The sequence below is a fragment of the Curtobacterium sp. 9128 genome (assembly GCF_007673775.1).
In the GTDB taxonomy this organism is placed as follows: Bacteria; Actinomycetota; Actinomycetes; order Actinomycetales; family Microbacteriaceae; genus Curtobacterium.
This window is the reverse complement of the sequence record NZ_VEAF01000003.1, coordinates 118,843-140,528: the sequence shown is the minus strand read 5'-3', so window position 1 is coordinate 140,528 and position 21,686 is coordinate 118,843. Positions and strand designations below refer to the sequence as shown.

At 69.2% G+C, this 21,686-nt stretch carries 26 protein-coding genes; 8 read left to right on the top strand and 18 right to left on the bottom strand.

Features of this window, described 5'->3' with window-relative positions:
- Positions 1–28: 28 nt before the first annotated feature.
- The 9 genes from FS641_RS06970 to FS641_RS06930 form a co-directional block, all read right to left on the bottom strand.
- Complete coding sequence (locus FS641_RS06970) at positions 29–1,060, bottom strand: YihY/virulence factor BrkB family protein (RefSeq protein WP_144761948.1); 1,032 nt, start codon at positions 1,058–1,060, stop codon at positions 29–31.
- Positions 1,061–1,062: 2 nt separating this feature from the next.
- Positions 1,063–1,527 (bottom strand): hypothetical protein, encoded by a 465-nt coding sequence (locus FS641_RS06965; RefSeq protein ID WP_144761946.1) that lies wholly within the window; start codon positions 1,525–1,527, stop codon positions 1,063–1,065.
- A gap of 188 nt (positions 1,528–1,715) precedes the next feature.
- Positions 1,716–2,759 carry a Gfo/Idh/MocA family protein gene (locus FS641_RS06960; RefSeq protein ID WP_144761943.1) on the bottom strand — a complete coding sequence of 348 codons (1,044 nt, stop codon included), beginning with the start codon at positions 2,757–2,759 and terminating at the stop codon, positions 1,716–1,718.
- Positions 2,760–2,822: 63 nt separating this feature from the next.
- On the bottom strand, positions 2,823–3,731 hold the full coding sequence (locus FS641_RS06955; RefSeq protein WP_144761940.1) for a prenyltransferase: 909 nt from the start codon (positions 3,729–3,731) through the stop codon (positions 2,823–2,825).
- Positions 3,728–4,147: a lycopene cyclase domain-containing protein gene (locus FS641_RS06950; protein WP_260855719.1), complete on the bottom strand. Its 420-nt coding sequence runs from the start codon at positions 4,145–4,147 to the stop codon at positions 3,728–3,730. The genes FS641_RS06955 and FS641_RS06950 overlap by 4 nt, the downstream gene beginning before the upstream one ends.
- The gene (locus FS641_RS06945; RefSeq protein WP_144761937.1) at positions 4,144–4,479 is read right to left on the bottom strand and encodes a lycopene cyclase domain-containing protein; all 336 of its coding nucleotides are present in this window, start codon (positions 4,477–4,479) and stop codon (positions 4,144–4,146) included. Before FS641_RS06945 ends, FS641_RS06950 begins: the two co-directional genes overlap by 4 nt.
- Positions 4,479–6,155, bottom strand: coding sequence for a phytoene desaturase family protein (crtI, locus tag FS641_RS06940; protein ID WP_144761934.1), 1,677 nt, complete (start codon positions 6,153–6,155; stop codon positions 4,479–4,481). Before crtI ends, FS641_RS06945 begins: the two co-directional genes overlap by 1 nt.
- Positions 6,152–7,087 carry a phytoene/squalene synthase family protein gene (locus FS641_RS06935; RefSeq protein ID WP_144761932.1) on the bottom strand — a complete coding sequence of 312 codons (936 nt, stop codon included), beginning with the start codon at positions 7,085–7,087 and terminating at the stop codon, positions 6,152–6,154. The genes crtI and FS641_RS06935 overlap by 4 nt, the downstream gene beginning before the upstream one ends.
- A complete protein-coding gene (locus FS641_RS06930; RefSeq protein ID WP_144761929.1) occupies positions 7,084–8,142 on the bottom strand; it encodes a polyprenyl synthetase family protein in 1,059 nt (352 codons plus the stop codon). The genes FS641_RS06935 and FS641_RS06930 overlap by 4 nt, the downstream gene beginning before the upstream one ends.
- Before the next feature lie 21 nt (positions 8,143–8,163).
- Between FS641_RS06930 and idi the strand changes: the two genes are divergently transcribed.
- Positions 8,164–8,697, top strand: a complete 534-nt coding sequence (gene idi / locus FS641_RS06925) for an isopentenyl-diphosphate Delta-isomerase (protein ID WP_144761926.1) — start codon at positions 8,164–8,166, stop codon at positions 8,695–8,697.
- Positions 8,698–8,779: 82 nt separating this feature from the next.
- Here idi and FS641_RS06920 read toward each other — a convergent pair whose 3' ends face one another.
- Together FS641_RS06920 and FS641_RS06915 are read right to left on the bottom strand one after the other, a co-directional pair.
- Positions 8,780–9,616, bottom strand: a complete 837-nt coding sequence (locus tag FS641_RS06920) for a hypothetical protein (RefSeq protein ID WP_144761923.1) — start codon at positions 9,614–9,616, stop codon at positions 8,780–8,782.
- A gap of 135 nt (positions 9,617–9,751) precedes the next feature.
- Entirely contained in the window at positions 9,752–10,225 is a 474-nt protein-coding gene (locus FS641_RS06915; RefSeq protein ID WP_260855718.1) for a MarR family winged helix-turn-helix transcriptional regulator, read from the bottom strand.
- A gap of 64 nt (positions 10,226–10,289) precedes the next feature.
- Here FS641_RS06915 and FS641_RS06910 point away from each other — a divergent pair, with 64 nt between their 5' ends.
- Together FS641_RS06910 and FS641_RS06905 are read left to right on the top strand one after the other, a co-directional pair.
- Positions 10,290–10,817, top strand: a complete 528-nt coding sequence (locus tag FS641_RS06910; protein ID WP_144761920.1) for a phenolic acid decarboxylase — start codon at positions 10,290–10,292, stop codon at positions 10,815–10,817.
- Positions 10,817–11,602, top strand: a complete 786-nt coding sequence (locus FS641_RS06905; protein ID WP_144761917.1) for an alpha/beta fold hydrolase — start codon at positions 10,817–10,819, stop codon at positions 11,600–11,602. The genes FS641_RS06910 and FS641_RS06905 overlap by 1 nt, the downstream gene beginning before the upstream one ends.
- Positions 11,603–11,684: 82 nt before the next feature.
- Here the strand turns inward: FS641_RS06905 and FS641_RS18005 are convergent, their stop codons facing one another.
- From FS641_RS18005 to FS641_RS06880, 7 genes are all read right to left on the bottom strand, one after another.
- Positions 11,685–11,843, bottom strand: coding sequence for a hypothetical protein (locus FS641_RS18005; protein WP_186317621.1), 159 nt, complete (start codon positions 11,841–11,843; stop codon positions 11,685–11,687).
- Between the two features lie 601 nt (positions 11,844–12,444).
- Positions 12,445–12,873 (bottom strand): hypothetical protein, encoded by a 429-nt coding sequence (locus tag FS641_RS06900; protein ID WP_144761914.1) that lies wholly within the window; start codon positions 12,871–12,873, stop codon positions 12,445–12,447.
- Entirely contained in the window at positions 12,873–13,205 is a 333-nt protein-coding gene (locus FS641_RS06895) for a hypothetical protein (RefSeq protein WP_144761911.1), read from the bottom strand. The genes FS641_RS06900 and FS641_RS06895 overlap by 1 nt, the downstream gene beginning before the upstream one ends.
- Positions 13,206–13,281: 76 nt before the next feature.
- Positions 13,282–13,515, bottom strand: a complete 234-nt coding sequence (locus FS641_RS06890) for a hypothetical protein (RefSeq protein WP_144761908.1) — start codon at positions 13,513–13,515, stop codon at positions 13,282–13,284.
- On the bottom strand, positions 13,512–13,898 hold the full coding sequence (locus FS641_RS06885; protein WP_144761905.1) for a hypothetical protein: 387 nt from the start codon (positions 13,896–13,898) through the stop codon (positions 13,512–13,514). Before FS641_RS06885 ends, FS641_RS06890 begins: the two co-directional genes overlap by 4 nt.
- 247 nt (positions 13,899–14,145) lie before the next feature.
- Positions 14,146–14,292, bottom strand: a complete 147-nt coding sequence (locus FS641_RS18000; RefSeq protein WP_186317620.1) for a hypothetical protein — start codon at positions 14,290–14,292, stop codon at positions 14,146–14,148.
- On the bottom strand, positions 14,289–14,573 hold the full coding sequence (locus FS641_RS06880; protein WP_144761902.1) for a hypothetical protein: 285 nt from the start codon (positions 14,571–14,573) through the stop codon (positions 14,289–14,291). The genes FS641_RS18000 and FS641_RS06880 overlap by 4 nt, the downstream gene beginning before the upstream one ends.
- Before the next feature lie 621 nt (positions 14,574–15,194).
- Between FS641_RS06880 and FS641_RS06875 the strand changes: the two genes are divergently transcribed.
- From FS641_RS06875 to mmsB, 5 genes are all read left to right on the top strand, one after another.
- Positions 15,195–15,692, top strand: coding sequence for a hypothetical protein (locus FS641_RS06875; protein WP_144761899.1), 498 nt, complete (start codon positions 15,195–15,197; stop codon positions 15,690–15,692).
- Positions 15,693–16,062: 370 nt separating this feature from the next.
- The gene (locus tag FS641_RS06870) at positions 16,063–17,118 is read left to right on the top strand and encodes a magnesium and cobalt transport protein CorA (RefSeq protein ID WP_144761896.1); all 1,056 of its coding nucleotides are present in this window, start codon (positions 16,063–16,065) and stop codon (positions 17,116–17,118) included.
- A gap of 166 nt (positions 17,119–17,284) precedes the next feature.
- Entirely contained in the window at positions 17,285–18,307 is a 1,023-nt protein-coding gene (locus tag FS641_RS06865; protein ID WP_144761893.1) for a LacI family DNA-binding transcriptional regulator, read from the top strand.
- A 563-nt stretch (positions 18,308–18,870) separates the two neighbouring features.
- Positions 18,871–20,394, top strand: a complete 1,524-nt coding sequence (mmsA, locus tag FS641_RS06860; protein WP_144762862.1) for a multiple monosaccharide ABC transporter ATP-binding protein — start codon at positions 18,871–18,873, stop codon at positions 20,392–20,394.
- The gene (gene mmsB, locus FS641_RS06855; RefSeq protein ID WP_144761889.1) at positions 20,391–21,683 is read left to right on the top strand and encodes a multiple monosaccharide ABC transporter permease; all 1,293 of its coding nucleotides are present in this window, start codon (positions 20,391–20,393) and stop codon (positions 21,681–21,683) included. Before mmsA ends, mmsB begins: the two co-directional genes overlap by 4 nt.
- Positions 21,684–21,686 lie beyond the last annotated feature (3 nt).

Sequence of the window (21,686 nt, the reverse complement as noted above, 5' to 3'; positions counted from 1 at the left end):
GCCGAGCCTCCCGTCCGGTCCCGGTTGCTCAGTCGCGGTCCGCGTTCTCGCGGATGCGGATGCCGTCGAGGACGTCCTGTGCGCGCTTCTCGTCCTGCTTCTCGATCTGGCGGGTGTCCCGCTCGGGGAGCTGGATGTCCTCCTCCGCGCGGATGCCGGCCTGCAGTTCCCGCCCGCGCTCGAGCTCGGCGTCGAACTCGGCACCGAAGAGCAGGGCGTTGTTCGTGATCCACACCCAGAGCAGGAACACGATGACCCCGCCGAGCGAGCCGTACGTGGCGTTGTAGTTCGAGAAGTTCCCGACGTAGAACCCGAAGCCGACGCTGGCGACGACGAGGATCGCGATCGCGAGGATCGACCCGCCGCTCACCCACCGGAACTTCGGCTGCTTCACGTTCGGCGCGAAGTAGTACAGCACCGCCACGACGACGATCGCGATGACGAGCAGGATCGGCCACTGCACGATCGACAGCACGGTGGCCGCGACGTCGCCGAGGCCGATGACGTCGCCGAAGCTCCGCGCGAGGGGACCGCTGACCAGTGCGAGCAGCCCGATCACCAGCAGGATCACCGTGGCCAGCGTCACGCCGAGCATGGTCGGGCGGAGCTTCCAGATCGGGCGTCCCTCGCGCACGTTGTAGATGCGGTTCATCGCGCGGCCGAAGGCGCCGACGTACCCGGACGCCGACCAGATCGCACCGACGACACCGACGACGAACGTGATCGGTGCGGCGGGCGACCGCACGAGCCCCTCGATGGGGTCCTTGAGCAGCGATGCGACCTGCTCGGACCCGACCTGCCGGATGATCCCGAGCAGGGTGTCCACGACGGACTGCGCCTGCCCGATGAGCCCCAGGATCGACACGATCGCGAGCAGGCCGGGGAAGAGGGCGAGCACCGTGTAGTACGTCAGGCTCGCTGCGAGGTCGGTGCACTGGTCGGAGGAGAACTCCCGCAGGGTCTTCTTCAGCGTGTAGACGAACGTCGGCTTCGTCAGGTCCATCGGGCTGTCGGGTTTGCGGGGGTCGTTCGCCGCCGGCTTGCCGTTGTCGTGTGCCATCCTCAGATCCGCTTCGCTCGGCGACGAGCCTGCCCGCCGGCCTTCTTCGCCTGCTTCCGGGCCTTCTTCAGCCGCTTCTCGGCGGCCTGCCGGTCCTGCAGCACGGGGTTGTGCTTGTCGTCCTTGCGCGCGAACACCGGGACGCCCTTCGCCGTGCCGTCCTTGCCGAGCTTCACCGGTTTGAACACCGGGACGGGCGCCGGGGTGCGGAGCGCCTCCATGCGGGCGGCCGGCGAGTGGCGGATCCGGACCCCCACGACGATCGCGGCGATCCCGGCGGCAGCGGTGGCAGCGAGGGCGACGAGCGGCGTGGGGTCACGGTGCCACCGCTGCCGCGTCTTCGCGATGGCGAGACGGGTGCGTGCGGGCACGTCCACCTTGTGTCGGATCAGCTCCACGGTGTCGGTGATGCGCTCTCGGGTACGGACGTTCGCGAGCTCGAGCTCAGGAAGACTGTCGTTCGCCATACGTCGTTCGTACACGCTCGACGCCGAGCACGGCCCGCGGTTGCGGTGTTCCGCGCGCGTCGGACGACCGCTCGCGCTGACGACAGGTGCGGTTCCGCGCGCGTCGGACGACCGCTCGCGCTGGCGACAGGTGCGCACGCGGGCGCAGGTGCGGTCGTCGTCAGCGCGAGCGACTCCGACGGAGTGGGTCAGTCGGGGACGACGACGTCCTCGGGCAGTCCGGACGCCGCCGACCGGGTCGCCGCCTCCATGAGCGCCAGGCTCCGGAGGTTGTCCCGCCCACTCGTCTCCGGTGCGGGACCGCCCGACACCGACCGGGCGAAGGCCTGCAGCCCGCCCTGCCGGTCGTGGTGCTCCGCGGTCGGCAGCTCCACCGAGGTGGGCTCCTGCTCACCGGCCTTCCGCACGGTGACGAGGTCGCCGGAGACGTCACCCGGCTCGCCGGCGCGACTGGTGAACCGGAGCTCGCCGTCCTCGCCCTGGATGCTCCACTCCCCCGCCCACGCGGTGTGCGGGGCCCGGCTGAGCCAGCTGCCGCGGTAGCTGACGACGAGGCCGTCGGACAGCTCGATGAGCATCGATGCCACGGCCTCGTCCTGGTACTTGCTGAAGGACGGGTAGGTGGCACGGGCGAAGACCCGGACGGCCTCCTGCCCCGTGATCATCCGCAGCAGGTCGAAGTGGTGGATCGCCATGTCGTTGATCATCGCGTGCGGGAACCGGTAGTGCGGGTGGTCCTCGAACGCCCGGTCGTTGTCCCACTGGCGGAAGTCGACGTTGATCGCGGAGAGCTCCCCGACGGCGCCGGCGGCGAGCAGGTCCTTCGTCACGCGGGGCGCCGGGTACCAGCGGTAGTTCTGGCTCACCTGCAGCACGAGCCCGAGCTCCTCGGCACGGCGCACGGCCTCGGCGGCCTCGGCGGTCGTGTTGGCGAAGGGCTTCTCGACGAGCACGTGCTTGCCGGCCTCGAGCGCCTCGAGCGCGAGCGGGACGTGGGTGACCGCGGGGGCGGTGACGACCACGGCGTCGGCGTCGACGCCGGCGAGCGCATCGGTCAGCGACGCGAACGCCGCCGACGCCGGCAGGCCGAGGTCCTCCCGCACCGCCTCGAGCGTCGGCGCACTCGGGTCGGCGATCCCGACCACCTCGACCTCCGACACCGCGGGGAGCGCTTCGCGTGCCCAGCTGCCGCCCCACCCTCCGAGACCGACGTGGATGATCCGGACCGTCATGCGTGCACTCCTTCGTGTTCGACGCGCGCGATGTCCGCGCCCGTCCAGTCTGTCAGGAGGACGTCAGCGCGTGAAGGCGTACCCGATGAGCGCCATGGTGACCAGGAACCCGGCGAGGTAGTTGATCCACAGGAACCGCTTCCACCCCGCGTTCGCCGACTCGGCCTGGTCGTCGGTCACGTTCCACCACGGCAGCACGTTGAGCGCGTACGGGATGACGACGACCGCGGCGATCGGGCCGGGGAACGCCGAGAACAGCAGCGCGACCCCGGCGACGACGTACGCCACGAACGCCAGCCGGACGGTCGCCCGGGCACCGATCACGGTCGCCACCGAGCCGATCCCGCCGGCACGGTCGGCGAGCACGTCCTGCACGGCGCCGAACGCGTGCGAGGCCACACCCCACAGGAAGAACGCCACGCACACCGCCACGAGCTGCCCCGTCCAGTGCGGCCCGGCGAGCGCGAGCCCGTAGACCGCGGGTGACACGAAGTGCGTGCTCGAGGTCAGCGAGTCGAGGAACGGCTTCTCCTTGAAGCGCAGGCCCGGCGCGGAGTACGCGATCACCGCGAAGACGCTGATCGCGAGCACGAGCCACGACCACGGTCCGTTGCCGGACACCGCGCCGAGGACGACCAGCGCGACGAGGAACGGCACGTTGGTGACGACCACAGCCCACAGCGTCGTGCGGTGCACGCTCTTGTCGAGGAGGGCTCCCTCGACGCCACCCTTGCGCGGGTTCCGGAGGTCGGACTCGTAGTCGAAGACGTCGTTGATGCCGTACATCGCCAGGTTGTACGGCACCAGGAAGTACACGACGCCGATCAGGAACGCGGTCAGCGAGAAGCCGTCCCCGCTGCCGAGCAGGTACGCGGCACCGAACGGGTAGGCGGTGTTCACCCAGCTGATCGGGCGCGACGAGGTGAACAGCGCGCGCATGGTGGACTGCCGGGAGGCCGGGGTCGCCGTCATCGGTCGTGCTCCTGTCCGGTGGATGGCCCGGTGACGGGCCCGGTGCGGGTGGGGTCCGCCTGGTTGCGGTCGGTGCGGTCGAACAGGACCCAGAGGCTCGGCAGCAGCACGACCGCCGCGATCGAGTACGCCAGGTCCTCGATCGGGATCACCCCGATCCTCGCCCCGCTGATGAGCGCCGGGTCGTAGGCGACGATCCGCAGGGCCACGATGACGTTGTCGAACACGACGGTCATCACGAGCAGCACGACGCCCGCGACGAGCCCGGTGACCAGGGTGACCCGACGGCCACGCCCCGCGTCCCGTCCGGCCCGGCGCTCCCGACGGGCGGCGACCACGGCCGCGACGACGCCGACCACCGCGACGACCGCGAAGAACGGCAGGCTGAGCAGCGCGTACGCGCCCGAGCCCGTCACGACCGGTCCGCCCGGTCCAGCGCCCGCGCGACGACGGGCCGCACGAACCCGATGAGGTTCATCGTCGTGTAGCCGAGCAGCAGCAGGAAGAAGACCTCCTCGAGCGGCACGTCCGGCGCGAGCACGACGCCCGTCAACAGCCGTTGCGGGCCGATGAAGAAGATGCCGAGCGCGACGCCCGAGGCGTCCCAGACCAGGAAGAACGCCACGCCCACGGCGAGGACCACCGCGGCACGCCACGGTGCCCGCCAGAAGAACAGCCGGAAGCGTGCGTCGAGGACGACCATGCCGGTGAGGGACACCAGCAGTCCGAGGAGGTACAGCCCCGGCATCAGGTGGTCGTGGCCGACGCCGCGGCCTCCGTGCGCCGCGGAGCACGCGCCGCCGGCCGCGGGGGCGCTCCGGCGGAACGCTCCAGCGGCGTCGGCAGCGGCTCCGTCGAGGTGTCGCCGTGGATGCGCTTCAGCAGGACCTCGGCGCTGATCAGGCACATCGGCAGCCCGATGCCCGGGATGGTCGAGGACCCGGCGTAGTACAGCCCCTCGACCTTGGCGGACTTGTTGCCCTCGCGGAAGAACGCGCTCTGCTTGAGCGTGTGCGCCGGCCCGAGCATCGACCCGCTCCAGGCGTTGAAGTCGTCCGCGAAGTCCCGCGGACCGATCGTCCGACGCACCCGGATGCGGTCGCGCAGGTCCGCGACGCCGGACCGTTCGGCGACGACGTCGATCGCGCGGTCCGCGATCTGCTCGACCTCCCAGTCGCCGGCGCCGTCGATGCCGCCCTTGCCGATGCCGACGTCCGCGGGCAGCGGCACCAGGATGAAGAGGTTGCTCGACCCGGGCGGGGCGACGGTGGGGTCGGTCTCGGACGGGGCGCAGACGTAGATCGACGCCGGATCGGGCACGTGACGGTCGTCGCCGAACACCGCGCCGAAGTTCGCCTTCCAGTCCGCCGTGAACATCAGCGTGTGGTGGAGGAGCCCGGGCACGGGACCGTCGACGCCGAGGTAGACGAGCACGGCGGAGGGACCGGGGTCGCGCTTCTTCCAGTGCGACTCACCGTGGGTCCGGTGCTCGCGGTCGAGCAGCTGCATCTCGGTGTGCCGCAGGTCAGCGGCGCTCACGACGACGTCCGCGGGGGCGACGTGCTGCGCCCCGCGGCGGTCGCGGTGCACGACACCGGTCACGTGGCCGCCCTCGACCTGGATCCGCTCGACCTTCGCGCCGGCGATGATCTGCGCACCCTCGGCCCGGGCGACGCGCTCCACGGCGGCGATCACCTCGGTGATGCCGCCCTTCGGGTACAGCACGCCGTCGGCCAGGTCGAGGTGGCTCATCAGGTGGTACATGCTCGGCGCCGAGTACGGGCTCGTGCCGAGGAAGACCGCCGGGTAGCCGAGGACCTGCCAGAGGCGGCGGTCGCGGACGGCGCTCTCGGCGAAGGTCGACAGCGGCTCGAGCAGCAGCCGGGCGAGCTTGCCCATCCGGAGCAGCACGTCGGGAGCGGCGAGCTTCCGGAAGTCCTGGAACGTGCCGTAGAGGAACCGGCGCACAGCCATCTCGTACGTGTCGGCCGCCGAGTCGAGGTACTTCGCCATCCGCGCGCCGGAGCCGGGCTCGATCGACTCGAACAGCGCGAGGTTGTCCTCGCGCGAGGCCCGGAGGTCGATCGGGTCGTCGTAGCCCTCGCTGTAGACGCGGTACCCGGGGTCGAGCTTGACCAGGTCGAGCTGCTCGTCGGCTCTGGTGCCGAGCAGCTGGAAGAAGTGGTCGAACACCTCGGGCATGAGGTACCACGACGGGCCGGTGTCGAACCGGAAGCCGTTCTGCTCCCACGAGCCGGCACGGCCGCCGAGCTGGGTGCGCTGCTCGAGCACGGTGACGGCGAAGCCGTCCCGTGCGAGCAGCGCGGCGGAGGCGAGCCCGCTGATGCCGCCGCCGATGACGACGGCGCGACGCACGGGGACCTTGCGGATGGACTCCGGACGGGAGGCACGTGTCGGGCTCATGAGGAGCCTCCAGTCTGTCCTGGGGGGACGGTTCGGGACGTCAGCGGCGCGCGCCCGGCGAGCACCTGCGCGGCGAGCCGCGCCTTGACGGGGTTGGGGACGCGCACGCGCGTCGTGATCAGGCGGTGCGCCGGGGTGGCGGCGATCCGGTCGTTCAGCTCCTGGAACAGCGCGTGCGCCAGCCCGACGGCGTTGCGGGCACCCCTCGGCAGCAGCGGCACCGTGCGGGCCGCCGTGTCGAGGTCGGCCTGCACGTCGGCGACGAGCCGGTGCTTGGTGGCCTCGTCGAAGGTGCGGACGTCGACACCGGGGAAGTACGACCGCCCGAGCACCTCGAAGTCGGCGTGCAGGTCGCGGAGGAAGTTCACCTTCTGGAACGCCGCACCGAGTGCACGCGCGCCGTCGACGAGCACCGCCTCGTCGAAGGTGGGGCGACCCGCGCGGTACACGAAGGCACGGAGGCACATCAGCCCGACGACCTCGGCGGAGCCGTACACGTACGCGGCGAACGAGGCGTCGTCGTGCTCGGTCTGCTCGAGGTCCATCCGCATCGACGCGAAGAACGGCCGCGTGAGCTCAGCGCCGAAGCCGGTCGCGCGGGCCGTCCTGGCGAAGGCGTGGACGACCGGGTTCACGGAGAAGCCGCGCGCGATCGCCCGTTCGGTGTCCTGCTCGAGCTCGTCGAGCACGGTGCGGGCCAGCACCGGGTCGAGGCCGGCTTCGGTCGCCGGACCGTCCACGACCTCGTCGGCGACGCGCACCAGCGCGTAGACGTTCGTGATGTGTTCCCGGGTGTCCTTGGTGAGCAGGCGGCTGGCGAGCCCGAACGACGTGGAGTACCGGTCGATGACGACGGCGGACGCGGCCTCGGCCGTGGCGTCGTAGAGCGGGAGCCGCGCGGCGTGCGTGCTCCCGGTGGGGTTCGTGGTCACCGGACGCGCTCCACCAGTTCCGAGACCAGCGCCTCGAGCTGGACCGCGAGGTCGCACGGCAGCGCGGCGAGTTCGGCGCGGGCCATCGTGGTGTGCTCCTCGACGCGGGCCAGCGCGGCGTCACGGGCGCCGCAGTGCACGAGGAGGCGACGCATCTCGGTGGCACGCTCCTCGGTCAGGTCCGGGTCGCCGAGGTACGGCGCCAGCTCGGACCAGCAGTCGGTGGTCGCCGCGTAGGCGATGAGCATCGTGCGCTTGCCCTCACGGAGGTCGCCGATCGCGGTCTTGCCCGTCGCCGCCTCGTCACCGAAGACCCCGAGCAGGTCGTCGACCACCTGGTAGGCGATGCCGATCTCACGACCGAAGGCGCCGAGAGCGGTGACGACCGACTCCGGAGCGCCGGCGAGGACCGCCCCGGACTGCAGGGGCGCCTCGAACGAGTAGACACTCGTCTTCGCCCGCTCCATCGCGAGGACCTCGTCGACCGTCGGCATCACGCCGTGGGTCAGGTCGACGTCGGCCATCTCACCGGCAGCGCTGGCGAACACCGCGTCGTCGAAGAGGTCGAGGAGCCGGGCGCGGCGTTCCCCGGTCGCACCGCTCGACTCGATGAAGCGCGGAGCACCGGCGAGTGCGAGGTCCCCCGCGATCACGGCGGCGCTCATCCCGCGGTGCTCGGCCGTCGGGAGCGGCAGACCGCCCGTCGTGCCCGTGTCGCGGAAGGACCCGGCGACGTTGGGCTGACCGCGGCGGGACCAGTCGCGGTCGATGACGTCGTCGTGGACCACGAGCGCGGTGTGCAGGAGCTCGTACGCGGCCCCGACGTTCGCGGCGGCGTGTTCGTCCGTCCCGCCCAGTCCGGCGTACGCGGTCAACACCATGCGGGGGCGGAAGCGCTTGCCGCCCATGGACGCCTTGCGGAGCACCCGCCAGAGTTCTGCGGACGGCCGACCGAACGCCTGAGCCCGGGTCGAGGACGCGGTGAAGAAGCGCTCCAGGCACTCGTCGACCAACGCGAGGTCGATGGGCGCCACGGTGGCCGCTTCGTCCGTCATTGGCCTAATGTATCGAGTCAGATGAACCAGTTCCCTGAATCCGTCGTGCTGCTGGCCGAAGACCGTACCCCGATCGGCACCGCGGACAAGTTCGCCGTCCACACCGACGCCACTCCGCTGCACCTCGCGTTCAGCTGTCACGTCACCAACGGCGCCGGGGAACTCCTGGTCACACGGCGTGCGCTGTCGAAGAAGACCTGGCCAGGCGTCTGGACGAACTCGTTCTGCGGACACCCCGGTCCGGACGAGTCCTTCGAGGACGCGATCGCCCGGCGCGCCGCCCGCGAGCTCGGCATCACCGTGTCGGACATCGAGTGCGTGCTGCCCGACTTCCGGTACCGCGCCGTGGACGCCTCGGGCATCGTCGAGAACGAGGTCTGCCCGGTGTTCCGTGCCGCCGTCGACCGCGACCCGGAGCCGGCACCCGACGAGGTCGCCGAGTGGGTGTGGCTCTCCGAGGACAAGCTGCGCGCTGCCGTGTCGGCTGCGCCGTTCGCGTTCAGCCCGTGGCTCGGGTGGCAGCTCACCGAGCTGCCGGTGCGCGCGCTGGACTGAGACGCAAGAAGCCTTCGCGCCCACGATCCCCGGGTGTGCGAGCTCCGTCCGGCCCGCACACCCGGGGATAGTGGTCACAGCGTCACGACCAGGCGATCGAGACGCACTTCGCGATGGTTCCGGTGGTGAACCCGGCTGCCGCTGCGAGGCACGGCGCGCAGAGGAGCGCGGTTGCACAGGCCGCGCCACATGCGACGCCCAGGATCGCGATGACAGCCCAGCTGATCCCGATGCTGTTCAGACAGTTGTTCAGTCGGTTCCAGTCCAGGCCATTTGTCCCGATCGACGAGGGCTGCACTTCGGGCGTCCCTTCGTCGAGCTTCACGTTCTTGGTGAGCGTCCCGTCCTCCCACATCGCGAAGTGGACTTCGGTGGATGACTGCATCGCTGATGCCATCTCCGTCACCGACGTCCTGCCGCCCGCGGTGAGGAACGAGATCTTGGTCATCTCCGGGACGTCTGTCCCGGTGAGAGGCACCGAGACCACCTCGGCCCCCCGGTGGTCGTACGCTGTCGCTGCTGCCCAGTTCGGCGTCAGCCCCGATCGCGGTTCGTAGCGAAGACGCTGGGCCGCGCGGATCAGGTTCTCAGACCGATCGCGATCGGCCTCCTGGAGTTCGGACGCCAGCTGCACGACACGACGCGGACCCGCCGCCGCCCCGGGCACCTCGAGCTCCGCGGCCTGAGCGGATGCCGGCGCGACGACTCCGACGAGGGCGATCCCAGCTGCGGCCGCCGCGACGAATGTGATCCCCGGCAGCGTGACCGAGCGCGCCGTCGTCCGCGCCGCTCGCTGCTCGATCGAGAAGGCCGTCATCAGTCCGACGAGGCCGATGAACCACCAGACGGCGGCCCCGTCGCGCAGAACGGGTGCGAACGCCAGAGCCATGAGCCCCACTGACGCGATCACCAGCCCCACGGTGATCGGTTGCTTCTTCTTCATGACACTCCCTCGTGTGATATCCGATGTTCTGGACATCACGACAGTACCGACCGCACCTGCGCAGAGGCAAGCGCGTTCACCCTCCTGTGCAGCAGCGGGCAATCCAGCGACTCAGTGCCGCGCGGCGGGATCGAGCTGCGCCCTGAGCCGTTCGAGCACGGGCAGCGCTGCGGCGAGCGCCCGCTGGTCCTCCTGCGGGAGGGCGACGAGTGCCGCGACGAGGACGTGTTCCGCTGAGACGTCGTACTCGGCGAGCCGCCGGCGTGCAAGGTCGGTGAGGCCCACCTCGGTGCTGCGGCCGTCCCCGACCGCGAGGCGTCGTTCGACGAGCCCGTCCCGTTCCATCGCCGCGACGAGGTTGCTCACCGTCGACCGAGCCAGTCCCAGTGCGCGGCCGAGCGCGGTCGGGCTGGACCAGCCGTCCTCGTCGAGCCGCCGGAGCACCTCGATCTGCGCGTCGGGGATGTCCGGCAGCGCCACCGATCGCCGGGCAGTGCCCAACAGAGCCCGCCGGAACGGGCCGATCTCGGCGCTCAGGCGACGGGCGACCATGGGCAGGTCGGGGTCGGTCGTGGAGTCGCTCACGCCCTCAGCGTAGTCACAGCAACTGCGCTTGCAACAAACGCAGTTCGGGAGCAAAATCGAGGGCATGGACATCACCACGAGCGTCGAGCACCCCGTCCCCGAGCAGGACCTGTCCGGGATCGTCGGACACCGCTTCATCTACACGTACGCCAACGGCTGGCAGTACGAGATGTACGTCAAGAACGCCACTACGATCGACTACCGCATCCACAGCGGCATGGTCGGCGGCCGCTGGGTCAAGGACCAGCAGGTCGACCTCGTCGTGCTGACGAAGGGCGTCTACAAGGTGTCGTGGAACGAACCGACCGGGACCAGCGTCGTCGTGAACGTCGTCCCCGGTGAGCGTGTGCTGCACGGCACGATCTTCTTCCCGCACTGGGTCGAGGAGGACGGCAGCAAGACCGTGCTGTTCCAGAACGACCACCTCGACCGGATGCGCGAGTACCGCGACCAGGGACCGACCTACCCGATCTACATCGTCCCCGAGTTCGCGCACATCACGCTGTTCGAGCACGTCGGCGAGGACGACGAGACCGTCGTCGACACCGCCCCCGGCGACCTGCCCGAGGGCTTCGCGGACCGGAGCAACTGATGCCGGCGCCGCTGTCCGGCCTGGTGCCGGTGACCCTCGAGCACGACGGCCACACCCTGCGTGGCTGGCAGCTCGGCACCGGTCCGGTCACGGGCGCCGCGCCGGTGCTCCTCGTGCACGGGTTCGGCAGCACCGACACCGGCGGCCAGCAGCTCTTCGTGCAGACCGCACGAGCGCTCGCCGACCGGGGCGCGACCGTGCGGTCCTACAGCCGACTCGGCCACGGCACGAGCGACGGGGACTTCGCCGACATCACGATCGGTGACGAGGTCGACCAGGTCACGCGGATGATCCGGCGACTCGCCGACGACGCACACGCCCCGGTCCACGTCGTCGCGCACAGCCTCGGCGCGGTCGAGTCGGCCATGGCGGCGGCACGTGTGCCGGAGCTGGTGGCGACGCTGACGCTGTGGTCCCCGGCTGGGGTGGTCGTCGACGACATCGCCGAGCACGACGCGATCCAGGGGCAGCCGCTGGCCCCGGCACGTGAACAGGGGTGGTTCGACTTCGGTGGGATGGCCCTCGGCATGGCGTTCATCGAGGAGGTCACGGCCGGGCTCGACGTCTACGCCGCGATCGACGCCTACACCGGGCCGGCCGAGGTGCTGCACGGCACCGCTGACGCGATCGTGCCGCTGGAGTACGGCCAGCGGTACGCCGACCGACTCCCCGGAGCGACGTTCACCGCGGTGGACGGCGCCGATCACGGATGGTCGTCGGTCCCCTTCCGGCGGCTGCTGCTCGATCACCTCACCAGGTTCGTCGGGGTCTCCCCCGCCGCCTGAAGGCCCCAGCGGGCACTCCGCGGACGGTCCGCGCGGCCGGAGTGCCCGCACCCGCCGGAGGCGCAGCTCCCCGAGCCAGCGACTACTGCGTCGCTGGCGTGAAGTACTCGTTCGCCGATCTCGTGAAGCTGGCGACCACACCACACACGGAGACCGCCGCGGGCAGCAGGAGCGAGAGGTCCGGTCCCAGCGCGATCATCAGGCTGAACGCCGCGATGACCAGGAGAACGACGCTAGCCACACTGCGGCCTCGACCGACATTTCGCGCATGATCGCGCTGCTGCAGCTCGACGCTGTTCCGTGCAAGGCGCTGAACCGCCGCGGCAGTAGGGGTCGAGGTCCTCCAGACGTGGCCTGGGAATGCCTGGCGGCCCCGAATGAATGCCTGTCGAATGCATCAACACCCTCTCGTTCGGCGGCAGCCACTCTCCCGCCCCCGAACTCGCCGGCGGCTGCGCGTCGGCGCGCTCAGCGGCTTCGACACGTATGGCATGGGCGCTGTCGGCTCAGTCCGACAAGAGCAGCACCGCGCAGATGACGAGAGCAACAGAACCAGCTCCACGAACGCCCCATTCGAGAGTTCGCTCCGACACTGGTGAGCGTCCGGACAACTGCTTGTCCAGGTTGCAGTACATCCGTGCCACCGGTCTTGCACTCAGAAGTGCCATGAGCCCAAGACCACCCGTCGACGGGCGTGGAGTAGGCGCCGTGAAGCCCAAGTCCTGCCGCTCCTCCGCAGGACTTGGCATAGCTATCTCCAGAAGAGATTGAACCGGACTGAACACGCAACGAATCGCTGAGGCCAGCTGACGCGCCCGCGCCGCCGCCGAGGGCTACGTGGTTCAACCTGTCCTGTGCATCGACTCCTTGAAGTGTTCATTCGCCGATCGAGTGAAGCCCATGACGACAGCACAAGCGGACACGACAGCCGGAAGCAGTAGGAGGACGAAGTTCGGCCCGGGAGCGATCAGGAGGCTGAACACCACGACGACGAGCAGCAAGACCCTGGCGACTCGGCTTCCCTGCCTGAAGCGGATGACGACGACCACCGTCAGGCCCGCAAATATCGCTGAGAACAACAAGCCGAATGCATCCACCGCTGCACCACCGCGCTGCACGTGACCATGCCCGGCATCCTCGGCGAGCAACTGACTTCCGGCAGCGATCAATCTGAGAGACGCACCGACGATGAACAGCCAGAACGCAACCCGGACAGAGCGGGGAGGGTTCTTCTCACGAGGACCGTCCATGCGACCGAACAGAAACACCATCAGCTGATCATCCTCATGTGCTCGTCGTTCGCAGAACAGTCACCGCCATCGGAACACGTCGACCCCGCGCTCATGCTGGTAGCGCCGTCATCGCCAGTCAGGGAGCCGCCGAACCTGGAGTTCCCGGCGGCACGTTCCCCCTCCCCGCCTTGTTCCGTCCCCGGTTCTCCAGGGTCGTCGAACCACTCGACGTCGAGTCCTTCTCCAAAGCCCAGTCCGGACCTGAACGCAAAGTCACCATCGGAGATGTCAACCCCGACGTCGACGCAGAAGTCGAGACAGGCGGTGATCCCTGCAGACGTGTCGGTGCGCCCTTGGCTTCCGACGTCCACGAATCCGCGTGCCGCGAGGGCTCTGCCTCCGCGGCCTGCTGGGGACGCCGTCGACCGAACGGCCCCCGTCGGGTCCTCACGATCGCCTCCGGAACAGCGTCACCGCGCCTTGCACGATGAACCACGCTCCGATGAGCCCCATCACGATGATGATCAGTGACGAGGGGGCGAACTCCGTGAACGGATCGATCACGGAACGGTGGCCAGGGCGGCCCAGCGTCGGTGCGAGGACCACGCCCAACACGATGAACGCGACTCCAGCGACCATGAGGGCCCACGGGTGCGGGACATCGAAGACGCCCCGCTTCACCGGAAGTCCTCCGGGCCCCTCACCGTCGGGATCTTGAGGATGGGCACTGCCATCCCGGCACCCACGATCACCCCTCCGATCCACGCCAGCGGCGCCAACGTCACAACGGTCAGGGCGCCGATCACGCAGCAGAGGGATGCCACCGCGAACCACCACGCCGAGCTCGCAAGTGGTTGCGCGGCGCGCACTCTGCGAGCAAGGAGCGCCACGGAGGCGACTGCCGCCCCGACCATCCACAGGAGGCCGAAGCTGTCTTCCCCGCGCGCTTGACGACCGCCGAGTGCACCGATGAACGCGAGTCCGATGAGGACCGCGATGGCGAGCGCGACGTCTCTGCCCTTCATCACGAACCTCCCACGCTGGCGTTCGGCTCGCTGATGCACCGCACCACGGTCGCAGTGCCGTCCCCACGGCAGAGCTCGCGCACGCGTCGGTCCGTTCGTGGTCTCCGTGTCGATCTCGAGCACATCCGCTCCGTCCTGCTGTACGTGGAGGTGTACGCGTGCGGGCCGGCTGTGGTTTTCGACAGCATCTCCGCCCGCGACGCCACGCCGCCGGGGACGTCGCCGCAACGCCGACCCCGTCGGTGTCAGTCAGCCTGGCTCCGGTCGGCACTCCGCGCCGTCGTGTTCAGTCCTGCACCGGCGATCGGACGACGACCTTTCCCACGTCGACCCCGCCGACTGCGCGATCACGTTCGGCGACCCTGTTGAGGACCCCGATGCTGTCCGCCAGCTGCTGCCAGCCGTCGACGTCGACCGCGTCGCTGAGCGTCATCTGCCCTGGCGCTCGCGTCGAGATCGCCTCGTCGACAGATCGAAGACGACGATCAGAACACCCGCAACCACGGCGACGATGGGAACGATCGGGTTGTGATGCCCCACGATCCCGACCACGGCGAGGATCCCACCGAGCACGATGACGGCAATGCCGAGCACGACGCTCTTCCCGAATTCGAACCTCTGGACAGGCGTCTGCTCGCCGGGGATGTCGTTGTCATGGAGATTCATCTGGCACTCTCGTTCATCGCTGTGATCGGTCAACTTGACTTCCGGCATCCCACAGCCGCGATCGAGTCGAGACCTGGGGGGTCTCGCCGACCCACAGCCCCGCAGCTGCACGGCCCTGGTTGCTGATGCCGTCGACGACAGACGCTGCCGAGTGTCCATTCGCGTCGGTGTCGTCAATCAGCCACGTACTCACTTCCTACCCCGACGACTTCGGATCGCCACCAGTACGAAGGCGGTTGCAATTGCAATCACGATGAGGGGCAGAGGGCCCCAGATCTGCTGTCCCGCCGCGATCATCGTTGCTTCCTGCCTGTCTCGTGAAGCCCGAAACGAGGTGCCCGCAGCGAGTGCGGAGTGGCCTCCATCGACAGCCGTGTGGAGGCCAGCGCGAGTTTCAGCACACTCCTGTAGCCCGTCAGGCCGGGTGTCGCGACTCCCAGTCTCCCAGCGGTGACAGCGCCTGACGTGATCCCATGCGCAACGACAGCGGGGAGGAGTTGAACTCCAGCGCAGCTTGCGCCGGAGGCCTGTGTGCACGCTGCGTCGAACAGCTCGAAGCTGAGCACAGCTGCAGTCGATCTGCACGGCGACGATCACTCGCGAGCGACCACGGCTGATGCTTCCTACAGGGAGCGGAGCACAGCAGCGTCGCGGAGATAACTTCTCGGCATGAACGCTGATGAAGCCGCTGCAGCCCGCGACGCAGAAGTCGCTCGGATGCACCCCACGACCACGCGCAAGCACGTCCGTGCGACGCTGCCGGCTCGTGTGGTGCTGCGAGCGGTCGAAGAGCACGAGGGCGACGACAAGATCCCCCTCCTCGGCAAGACCCCGCTGACGGCAGCGGTCGACGAGCAGGGTGTGCGCTTCTACTCGGGTGCCGACCCGGTGGAGGAGGCGGGCTGGATCGCTGCGACCGACGTCACGAGTGTGCGGACCGCAACGGAGCTCAACGCCACCCCGCCCCTCGCGCAGCAGGTCCTCCGGCTGTCGGTCGCCGGGGTGGGGACGCATCCCCTGGACGTCGACCTCGAGGTGTTCGACTTCGACGGCGCCGGTCTCCGGCCGTCTGCCGACGTCGATCGTGAAGTGGCTTCGTGGGCTGCCCTCCTGGGCCGCTCCGAGGGCACCGGTACCGAGACGCATCGCGACCACTCGGCTTCCTGACGAGGCAGCGGCTCACCGCCACGACGCCACCAGGCAGCGGCGGACCGCCACGACGCGACGAGGCCGAGGCGGACCGCCACGACGCGACGAGCCCGAGGGACGACCGACCATTCGCGATCACGACCGGATCGGCGTACGCTTCCCCGTTGGCTGCACCTCCGGTGCAGCCGGGCGCACGCACGCGCCGCGCGGTACACGAGCCGCAGGACGAACCAGTAGGGCAGGTGAGGCGCGATGTCGGGTGGTCATCCTCGCACGGGCCCGCTGACCCTCCCGGTCGTCCCCGTGCCCGTGTCCCAGGGCAACACCTCGCAGCGGCACTGCCGCTGAGGCCTCGCGCCTGCCTGCTCCCGACCCCGAGGAGCACAGCATGGCAATGATCGACAACGCGGTCTACGTCGACGGACGTCGCGTCGAGTCGTCATCGACCCTGTCGCTCGATGCACGGCGGGACTGTGACCTGGCGTGGATCGGGCTGCTGCGCCCGGATCCGCACGAGCTGGAGACCGTCGCGACGGAGTTCGACCTGCACGAGAACGCCGTCGAGGACGCGCAGAAGGGCCACCAGCGCGCGAAGCTCGAGCGGTACGGCGACACGCTCTTCGTGGTCCTGCGCCCGGCCTGGTACGACGCCGAGTCCGGCACGGTCGAGTTCGGCGAGGTGCACCTGTTCGTCGGTGATCGGTTCGTCGTCAGCGTCCGACACGCCGACCGTCCCGACCTGGCCGCACTGCGGGCGCGGGTCGAGCAGGACCCGGAGTTCCTCGCGAAGGGCTCCGAGGCGGTGACGGCGGCGGTGCTCGACGAGGTCGTGGACGGCTACGCTCCGGTCGTCGAGGTGCTGCAGGACGAGATCGACGAGATCGAGGACCAGCTGTTCGCCGGTCACGTCGCCGCCGACGTCTCGAAGCGCATCTACCAGCTCCTCAGCGAGGTGCTGGCGTTCCAGCGTGCGACGAAGCCCGTCCCGGCGATGGTGCGCGGTCTGCTCCGCGGCGCGGACAAGTACGCCGTCGACGAGGACGTCCAGCACCGTCTGCGCGACGTGATGGACCACGCCCTGCGGGTGACGGAGCGGATCGACTCGTTCCGCGCACTGCTCGAGAACGCCCTGACCCTGCACTCCACGCTGGTGTCGCAGGAGCAGAACGAGGCCATGCGGCGGATGACGAGCGCGAGCCTGGCGCAGGGCGAGGAGAGCCGGCAGCTCGCGCGCGCCGCGCACCAGCAGGGCGAGGAGGTCAAGAAGATCTCCTCGTGGGCGGCGATCCTGTTCGCCCCTGGGCTCATCGCCGGCGTGTACGGGATGAACTTCGACCACATGCCCGAGCTGCACTGGCGCTACGGCTACCCAGCCGCGATCGTCGCGATGCTCGCCCTGGCCGGGGTCCTCTGGGTGGTCTTCCGGAAGCGCAACTGGCTGTAGCCGGACGCCACGCACGGTGCCGGTCCGGCGGACCGGCACCGTGCCTCCGGAGCAGGCGGAACACACGCTCAGGTGGCGCCGGGGCGGTAGACGTGCATAATGATCTGGCTCGGAATGTGAACGTGCACATGGGCGTGCCGCGGCTCCGAGCGAGAAACGAGTAGCAATGGCGTCGACGCGGGCACAGCAACCGCGATCGCCCAGCATCCGCGATGTCGCGCGGGTCGCCGGGGTGTCGCACCAGACCGTGTCACGGGTGCTCAACAACTCCGACGCCATCCGCGCCGAGACCCGCGAGCGCGTGGTCGCCGCGATGGAGCAGCTGCAGTACCGCCCCAACCGGGCGGCGCGGGCGCTGGTCACGAGCCGGACCCGGACGATCGGCGTCCTCACCGCGCAGCGCTCGCACTACGGGCCGGCGGTGACGATGCAGGCGATCGAGGACTCCGCGGTGGCGCGCGGCTACTCGGTCACGACGGCGAACATCGCCGAACCCACCGACGCCGCCGTGCGCGACGGACTCGGACACCTGCTCGACCAGGACGTCGAGGGCATCATCGTGATCGCCCCGCAGCAGCGCGTGTTCGACCTCATCGAGGAGCTCGGGGTCCGTACGCCGTACATCACGCTGCGGTCCAGCATCGGCGAGGACCCGACGGCCCTGTGGGTGGACCAGATGGAGGGCGCGCGGCTCGCCACGGCGCACCTGCTCGACCTCGGGCACGAGTACATCCGCCACATCGCGGGACCGCAGGACTGGATCGAGGCCGACGCCAGGATGCAGGGCTTCCTCCGCGAGATGTCGGACCGTGACAAGCCCGTGCAGCCCCCGATCCTCGGCGACTGGACCGCGGACTTCGGATACCACGCCGGACGGGAGCTGCTGCGCTGGCGCGACTGCACCGCCGTGTTCTGCTCGAACGACGCGATGGCGCTCGGCGTCGTGCACGCCGCCCGGTCCTACGGACTCGACGTCCCCGGTGACCTGTCGGTCGTGGGCTACGACGACATCCCCGAGGCGAAGCACTTCTGGCCGCCGCTCACGACCGTGCAGGTCGACTTCGCCGAGCTCGGTCGGCGCTGCGTCGACATGCTGCTCCCGGGCGAGCACGAGCGGCTCCGCGCGATCGAGATCGTGCCGCAGCTCGTGGTGCGCGCCTCGACCGGCGCACCTCGCCAGCGCGGGTAGCGCCGGGGCGGCCTCCGCGGGTCCGCACCCCGGGACACACGTCGCGCCCCCTCAGCGCGGGGCGCGACGTCCGCAGCGAGGTGCGACCCGACGCGCGCCCGCCGGAGCGGCGAGCGGCGCGCGTGGGCACCCGTGCCGCTGCGGGAACCCGCCATCTGACGGACTGGAGGCACGGTGCCGGGCCGCCGAGAGCCTCCCGTCCGATCCGCGGCACGCCGCGGAAGTGACCCCACACCGGGGGGCACGGAGGGCCGTCGAGGCAGGCACGGAGCGGGCCGTTACCGAAACGCGACCAATCCGAATTGACACCGGTGCCGACGCCGTGCGTAGTATTACCTCCGTTCCAGCCGATGTGACCGTTCACATGGACCGTCACACCGGCATCGGAACCCCGGACGCGACAACGAAGTCCACGCAGATCTCCCTGCGCCTTCGCTGCCGCTCGCAGAACCACCGAAGGACTCCTGCACCGAAGCGGCAGAAGGAGATGCACTGTGGCGTCAAACCCGATCGACACCGGACTCGAGACCCGGTCGATCACCGCACCCGAGACGATCCTCGAGATGCGATCGATCACCAAGGAGTTCCCTGGTGTCAAGGCACTGTCCGACGTGTCGCTCAACGTCCGCGCCGGCGAGATCCACGCCATCTGCGGCGAGAACGGCGCCGGCAAGTCGACCCTGATGAAGGTCCTGTCCGGGGTGTACCCGTACGGCACCTACACCGGTGACATCGTCTTCGAGGGCCAAGAGGTCCGCTTCAAGGACATCAAGCAGTCCGAGCAGGCCGGCATCGTCATCATCCACCAGGAGCTCGCGCTCATCCCCGAGCTCTCGATCACCGAGAACCTGTTCCTCGGCAACGAGCCGAGCCGGTTCGGCCGGATCGACTGGACGGTCGCCCAGCTCCGCGCCCAGGACCTGCTCGCCCGCGTCGGCCTCGCCGACGACCCGGACACGCAGATCAAGAACATCGGTGTCGGCAAGCAGCAGCTCGTCGAGATCGCCAAGGCCCTGCACAAGGACGTCAAGCTCCTCATCCTCGACGAGCCGACCGCCGCCCTCAACGAGAACGACTCCCAGCACCTGCTGGACCTGATCGTCGGGCTGAAGGCCAAGGGCATCTCGAGCATCATCATCAGCCACAAGCTCAACGAGATCGAGCAGATCGCGGACAGCATCACGATCATCCGCGACGGCAAGACCATCGAGACGCTCAACGTCAAGGCGGACGGCGTCAACGAGGACCGGATCATCCGCGGGATGGTCGGGCGTTCGCTCGAGTCCCGCTTCCCGGACCGCACGCCGAAGATCGGCGAGACGTTCTTCGAGGTCCGCGACTGGACCGTGCAGCACCCGCTCGACTCCTCGCGCCTGGTCTGCAAGGGCTCGAACTTCCACGTGCGTCGTGGTGAGATCGTCGGGTTCGCCGGCCTCATGGGTGCCGGACGCACCGAGCTGGCGATGAGCCTCTTCGGTCACTCGTACGGCACGTTCCTCGGCGGTCAGATCCTCAAGGACGGCCGCGAGATCAAGGTCAACAACGTCCAGCAGGCGATCGACAACGGCATCGGCTACGTGTCCGAGGACCGCAAGGCGCTCGGGCTGAACCTGCTCGACTCCGTGAAGCGCTCGACCGTCGCGGCCGACCTGCAGAAGATCTCGAAGGCCGGTGTCGTCGACTCCCTGCAGGAGTACGACATCGCCGAGAAGTACCGGAAGATGCTCCGCACGAAGGTGCCGACCGTCGAGGAGAACGTCGGGAAGCTCTCCGGCGGGAACCAGCAGAAGGTCGTCCTGTCGAAGTGGATGTTCACCGACCCCGACCTGCTCATCCTCGACGAGCCGACCCGCGGCATCGACGTGGGCGCCAAGTTCGAGATCTACGGCATCATCCAGCAGCTCGCGGCCGAGGGGAAGGGCATCATCCTCATCTCGTCCGAGCTCCCCGAACTGCTCGGCCTGTCCGACCGGATCTACACCATCTTCGAAGGCCAGATCACCGCTGACCTGCCGGCCGACCAGGCCGATCCCGAATCGCTCATGCGCAGCATGACCTCCGCGCGGAAGGGCGCCACCGTCTCATGAACAACCTGAAACTGCTGTTCGGCAAGGGCAACAGCATCGGCCAGTACGGCATGATCATCGCCCTGATCGCGATCCTGATCTTCTTCTCGATCACGACCAACGGGCTCATCCTGCAGCCCACCAACGTGATCAACCTGTTCCTGCAGTACTCCTACATCCTGATCCTGGCGCTCGGGATGGTCATGGTGATCATCGCCGGCCACATCGACCTGTCGGTCGGTTCGGTCGCGGCGTTCACGGGCATCATCGTGGCGCAGTCGATGGCCGTCTGGCACTTCCCGGCCTGGCTCGCGATCATCCTCGGCCTGGTCGTCGGCGGTCTCGTCGGTGCCTGGCAGGGCTTCTGGGTGGCGTTCGTCCGCGTCCCGGCGTTCATCGTGACGCTGGCCGGCCAGCTCATCTTCCGCGGTGCGAACCAGATCATCGGCAACTCGACCTCGCTGCCCGTCCCGGACGGCTACGCGCAGATCGGCTCCGGCTTCATCCCCGACTTCGGTCCGGCGACGCCGTTCTCGAACGGCACCGTGCTCCTCGGTCTGGTGACCGTCCTCGTGCTCATCATCGTCGAGGTCCGCGGCCGCCAGCGTCGCAAGAAGATGCAGGCCGAGGTCCCGCCGCTGTGGGTCTCCTTCGTCCGCACCGGCGTCCTCGTGGCCGTCACCCTGGTCGCGACCTACCTGTTCGCCTCCGGCCGCCCGGGCACCTCGGTCCCGATCGTGGCGATCATCCTCGGCGTCCTGACGATCATCTACGGCTTCGTCACGAAGAACACGATCTTCGGTCGCCAGGTCTACGCCGTCGGTGGCAACTCCAGCGCCGCCGTCCTGTCCGGTGTCTCGGCCAAGAAGGTCAACTTCTTCGTCATGATGAACATGTCCGTCCTCGCCGCCGTCGCCGGCATGGTCTTCGTCGGCTACGCCGGAGCCTCCGGCCCCGCTGACGGCACCGGCTGGGAGCTCGACGCGATCGCCGCCGTGTTCGTCGGTGGTGCCGCGGTCGCCGGTGGTGTCGGCACGATCTCCGGGTCGATCATCGGTGGTCTCGTGATGGCGCTGCTGTCGAACGGTCTGCAGCTCATGGGCCTCGAGTCCAACAAGGTGCAGATCATCCGCGGTCTGGTGCTGCTCGTCGCCGTCGCCTTCGACGTCTACTCGAAGTCGCAGGGCCGACCGTCGCTCATCGGCGGCATGATGCGGCAGTTCCAGCGGAAGGACACCGAGCAGAACACGGTGGCCGCGCAGCAGCCGCGCTCGATCGAGGACCAGCCCGAGAAGGTCACCCTCCCCTAGCCG